The organism is Spiroplasma endosymbiont of Megaselia nigra (genome assembly GCF_003987485.1).
Classification (GTDB): domain Bacteria; phylum Bacillota_I; class Bacilli_A; order Mycoplasmatales; family Mycoplasmataceae; genus Spiroplasma.
Genome location: NZ_RCOO01000085.1, coordinates 1 through 4,786 on the forward strand (window position 1 = coordinate 1; position 4,786 = coordinate 4,786).

The window sequence follows — 4,786 nt, forward strand, 5'->3', positions numbered from 1 at the left end:
AGCGGATTATAGATGCTAATTTCTAACTCACGTGGATTTAAAAAATTAGCATTATCTTCACAAATTCTTTTTTCTAAAATTTCATTATGTTTTTGAACAATAACATTTTTACGATTACTAATCGTTGATGCTAAATTAAGATAATAACTATCAATATCATATTCTTTTTTTAATTTCTTTTTTGCTGGTAACAATCCCATTTATATCACCTCTTTATTTCGTATCTTCTTTTTTAATAACATCTTCAATACTATCTTGTTTTTGTTGTTTGTTATGAGTTTTGATAAATCTAATAGTTTCAATAATTAAAACTATAATTCCTGCTCCAATAAGCATTGCTGAAACAATAACATATGCTGGTCAAGAAATACCCAATGTTTTTTCTCCGATAAAACAAATAATAATTCCGGCAATAAAAAACAATGATGAAACTCCAAAGATTTTCAAAAACATAATCATATCTTTAATAGTTACTTTTGGCATAATAACATCTCCTTTCTAATTTGCCTTTTTTCTTTCAATATACAATCCTTTAATTTCAACACTATTTGATATTGATGATAATTTAAACTCACCGTTGGAAAATAATTGAATGGTAATTCAACGACTTGGATTATTTCCATATGATATTCCACTTGCTAATTGACCTTTAAAGTTTATATGCGTAATTATATATAGTTCTATCTCAAGCGTTGTATAACACCATAAACGATAATAATATTCTGACTTATTAAAATTTTTAATTTTATATCCTTTAGAATCTTGAACAAAATCACTAGTATCAACAACTTTTCAATCATTTGATATTTTAGGTAAATCTTTTTTCTGTAAATAAAATTTATCTAAATATTTAGTAGTACCAAATGTATCATCAGTACTTTCAATTCCCGCAACTGTACTATCAATAATCATATAATCAGCAGTATTTTTACCACCTTCAAAACTAGGATCTAATATTCTTAATTCGCCAGTTTCAACATTAAAATCAGCATTAGCAAGACCACTACTATTAGGTAATAAAGTTATTTTATTTTGTTTTAAATCTGAAACCATTAATTCATCAGCAGTATTTTTAATAATTGTTTTATTATCAATTTTAATATCACTACCGCCACTTTGTTTTGATTTTCAGACACTATTTTCTTTATAAATAGTATTATTATCAAACGGAACATTTATTTCATTATTGTTATTTTTAACAATACTTTTATTGTCAATCTTAGTTTTTTCTTTTTCTATTAAAGCATCAACTTCTAATTGTGTATAATATGCTTCTAAATCTATCATTGTTAAATCAATACCTTCTTCTTGAAAAGTACGAAACATTTTCTTTAAAGTTGTTAAATTAGCCAATGATTTTGCATAGGTAGGCAATAGACCTTGTCATGTTGCCATAGGGTCATTTTGTGAAGAATAATTAATATTACCAACGCTCATATTTGCTGAAGTAAAGAATTCAATTGGAATACGGTTAAATGTTCAATGCTCAATTGTAATAAACACCATATTAATACAAATTTTCTTTAATAATGGGTCTTTAAATGTTTCAAATTTTAGTTTTGAAAATGGATAGTTTAAGTAAGAATTAATCATATTTTGGGCTCTTAAAGCAAATGTTTTAAATCATAATTCGACATCACCTTTAAAGAACTTATTATAACGAACTGGAACTCGGGTAATTTTACCTGTCATTGGATTAAAATTATTATAATTTTCCAAAGTAACATTTTCTCATAATTCATTTAACATTTAATCATCTCCTTATCATTTACTTTTTTTAGAATATATTTTCTTTAATATAAATTTTTTACTATTTAGCAATGTTTTTGTTTTAATTGTTTTGTTTAAATCTTGTTTTGTTCTTAGTTGTTTGTATGTTTGAAATGCTAGTCCATTACCCAATAAACTAGTAACCACACTATTTTCTAGCGTATTTAACAATTTATTTTTATTAAAGTTATTTTTAATTTGTTCTTGCAACTTTAATATCTTAGCAATTGTCCAATATATTTTAAAACTATCTTTTACTACTTGTTGATAAGCAACTGGGGCAAAAGAAACTAAATTAAAAAAACTTGTTTTTTTAAATCCCCAACCAATAAATCACTCACTGTTCATATAAAATTTAAATGGTTCAGGAGCCAAAACAAACTGTTCAGCTTTGATTAAAGTTGTCATAACGACAATAGGGACATATTTAGGATTTTTATAATATATTGTTAGCGCAACTTCACCCGCAACTGATAAAGGAACAATTTTAACTGCTAAAAAAACATCAGAACCATAAGCAAAAGATAACAATTGGCCTTTTTGAATGGCCTTTGTTTCAAATTTAGATAATATTTTTTTAGTTTTATCGGTAATTTTACTAATTACTTTTTGTTTAATAGTAATTATTTGTTTTTTAATCGGGGCTAATAATTTTTTAGTTACTTTTTGAATATAAAAATTTGGGTTTAAATGATTTAAAACTTTATTTAGTTTAATTGGTGTTTGATGTAAGATATTTAATAATTTATTATTATATATTTTACTGCCCCGCATTAAATTAGCATTTAATAGTAGGTTTTTACCAACACCTTTTTTATGAAGATTAGCCATAATGTTATATCATTCATTAGTATCAATTTTACTTATCCTGTCAATATTTAATCCATATTCAGACAATCATTTATTAGCATTTGTTTCATTTATGCGTGGTATTTTTTGAACTAATGTAGGGCTTATTTTTTGAATATTTTTTTCAATTTTTAATAAATTATTAATTGTTTCAAATTTAGAAACTTTAAAACCTTTATAAAAATCATTTCGGGCTAATTTTCCAATTGTATATAATAAAATTTCATTATTAGCCTGCTTTGTAAAATCAAATATTAATTTATCAGATAAAATCTTTTTACCTGTAACTTGTCTTACAACATCTTCTAAGTTATTAGAAGTTATTACACCTAATTTTTCAAGTAATTTAGTTTATTTTGATAATTTTAAAATTCTAGTTGTTCGTGCAGCAAGCGTTAATTTACCAATTCCGCCAATTGCTGGTAACAAATTTAAGGCAGTATTTTTTGTTGTCACTTCTGAGGTTAATTTATCGTATATTTGATTTACGGCAAAATCGGTTGCTGTTTCTACTCCAAATGAGATAAATGCTGCGGAAAAATTAGATAAACCAACACCTAAACCAACAGCCAAAGCAATACCACCTGTTAAAACTGATAAACCAAGGGCTAAAACTTGAATTCCTAAAAATTCTAATAACTGTAAACCAAAACTTTTTTCTTGTTGTTGGATTGACAATCTAGTTGGATTTTTTTTAACAGCATAAATAAGAGCTGTTTTAGATGTTTCGATTGGCATTTTAAAACGAAAAAGTACTATTTTTAGTACTATTAAGAATTTTTAATTTTAACTTCAATTGGTTTTGTTTGACCAGTAGCTTTATTTTTACCTTCAATTTGAACTTCAACAGTTTTATCATTTGTAATATTAATTGGTCAGTCTTCACCTTTACTTTCAATAAAGTAATCAAAATCACTTTCAGTTAAAGAATTATCTACGGCTTTTACTGCTTTTAAAACAACAGATTTAAATTGTGGTTTTAACTGCTCGGCTGTTGCTTTTGTTGGGTCTGTAACATTAATAGTTGGTTTATCTAATTTATTAATTTTACTAATATCAGTTTTTGTAACTATATGTTTAATAATTCCTTTAGTTTCAACAACTGCTCCACCTAAATATAAAACTCTTTCCATAATTAAAGTATTACCCATACCAGTACCTAATGCAGCAGCACCAACTCTTAATGGCGTGTGGTATTTTTTGCGTAAAATAAGCGGGTCATATTTTTTGCTAAATTTAAAGGCAATTGCATTAACTCCATTTGGTAATAATTCAATTGTTCCTTCTGAACCATCTTTATTAATAATTGGTAATTTTTTTGGAACCATATAATATGTTGTTCCTTCAACAGTTTTCATTGCCCCACTTGTTGCAATTACACTATTTATTTGGTCATTTGCTCCAAGTTGTAACTGTAATTTATTACGAATTCCACGAATAAAATCAGCCGAACCTAAGACAACTGTTTCTGACGGCGTAAAGCCATTTTCATATATTTTATCTATAATTTCATCATGAATTTGTAAAGCATTTGTATCATCTGCTTTTTTACCTTGAATAGTTGTAACTGTTCCTTTATTAATAATTTCTAAAATTTTATTACGTTTATAAGCAACTTCGGTATCCATTGCTTGCTCAATATCAGCAGCCCAAAGATTAGGGTTAAAATCACTTTCTACAGGGTCTAATTTACGAGCAAAAGTTAAAATTGTATCTAATTCAACAATTCCATCTTAAAATTCTACTGTTGAATATTTTAATAGGTTATCATCAGTATTAAATACTTGCCCATCTTTTTCTAGGCCGTCATTATATTTAATATTTTTCTTTCTTTTATATGTTAAACCAAATTTATTGGCTTCTTTTCACGCAAATAATGCTTCTCAACTAAATTTTTGTTGATAAGTTTGTAAATATCATTGTTCAAATGTTTCTCGGTCTCGTTTTGTTGCTTGATTAGCAATATCTCCGAAAATTCTTTGTGGGTTTTGTGCCATATTTTACTTCCTTCTTTCTATTTATTAAATACATTGTCTGTATCTAAAATATTGTTTTCTTTGTTTTCTACTTTTGGTACGCCACCAGTATTAACTGTTTGTACCTTAATTAATTCATCATAAACACTTTGCAATTGTGTTTTAATGATTTCAATATCATCAGTAATATC

At 26.3% G+C, this 4,786-nt stretch carries 7 protein-coding genes; all 7 read right to left on the minus strand.

Going from position 1 to position 4,786, the window contains the following annotated elements; genetic code table 4:
- Positions 1–200, minus strand: a 200-nt coding sequence (locus tag D9R21_RS04370) for a hypothetical protein (protein WP_148108826.1), incomplete at its 3' end; no start/stop codon positions are given.
- 13 nt (positions 201–213) lie between these two features.
- Entirely contained in the window at positions 214–483 is a 270-nt protein-coding gene (locus D9R21_RS04375) for a hypothetical protein (RefSeq protein ID WP_126821249.1), read from the minus strand.
- A 15-nt stretch (positions 484–498) separates the two neighbouring features.
- The gene (locus tag D9R21_RS04380) at positions 499–1,749 is read right to left on the minus strand and encodes a hypothetical protein (RefSeq protein ID WP_126821250.1); all 1,251 of its coding nucleotides are present in this window, start codon (positions 1,747–1,749) and stop codon (positions 499–501) included.
- A 12-nt stretch (positions 1,750–1,761) separates the two neighbouring features.
- Positions 1,762–2,667 carry a hypothetical protein gene (locus D9R21_RS04385; protein WP_126821251.1) on the minus strand — a complete coding sequence of 302 codons (906 nt, stop codon included), beginning with the start codon at positions 2,665–2,667 and terminating at the stop codon, positions 1,762–1,764.
- A gap of 303 nt (positions 2,668–2,970) precedes the next feature.
- Positions 2,971–3,357 (minus strand): hypothetical protein, encoded by a 387-nt coding sequence (locus tag D9R21_RS04390; RefSeq protein ID WP_126821252.1) that lies wholly within the window; start codon positions 3,355–3,357, stop codon positions 2,971–2,973.
- A 32-nt stretch (positions 3,358–3,389) separates the two neighbouring features.
- Positions 3,390–4,247 carry a hypothetical protein gene (locus D9R21_RS04395; protein WP_126821253.1) on the minus strand — a complete coding sequence of 286 codons (858 nt, stop codon included), beginning with the start codon at positions 4,245–4,247 and terminating at the stop codon, positions 3,390–3,392.
- 105 nt (positions 4,248–4,352) lie between these two features.
- Positions 4,353–4,616: a hypothetical protein gene (locus tag D9R21_RS04400; protein ID WP_126821254.1), complete on the minus strand. Its 264-nt coding sequence runs from the start codon at positions 4,614–4,616 to the stop codon at positions 4,353–4,355.
- Between the last annotated feature and the right edge of the window lie 170 nt (positions 4,617–4,786).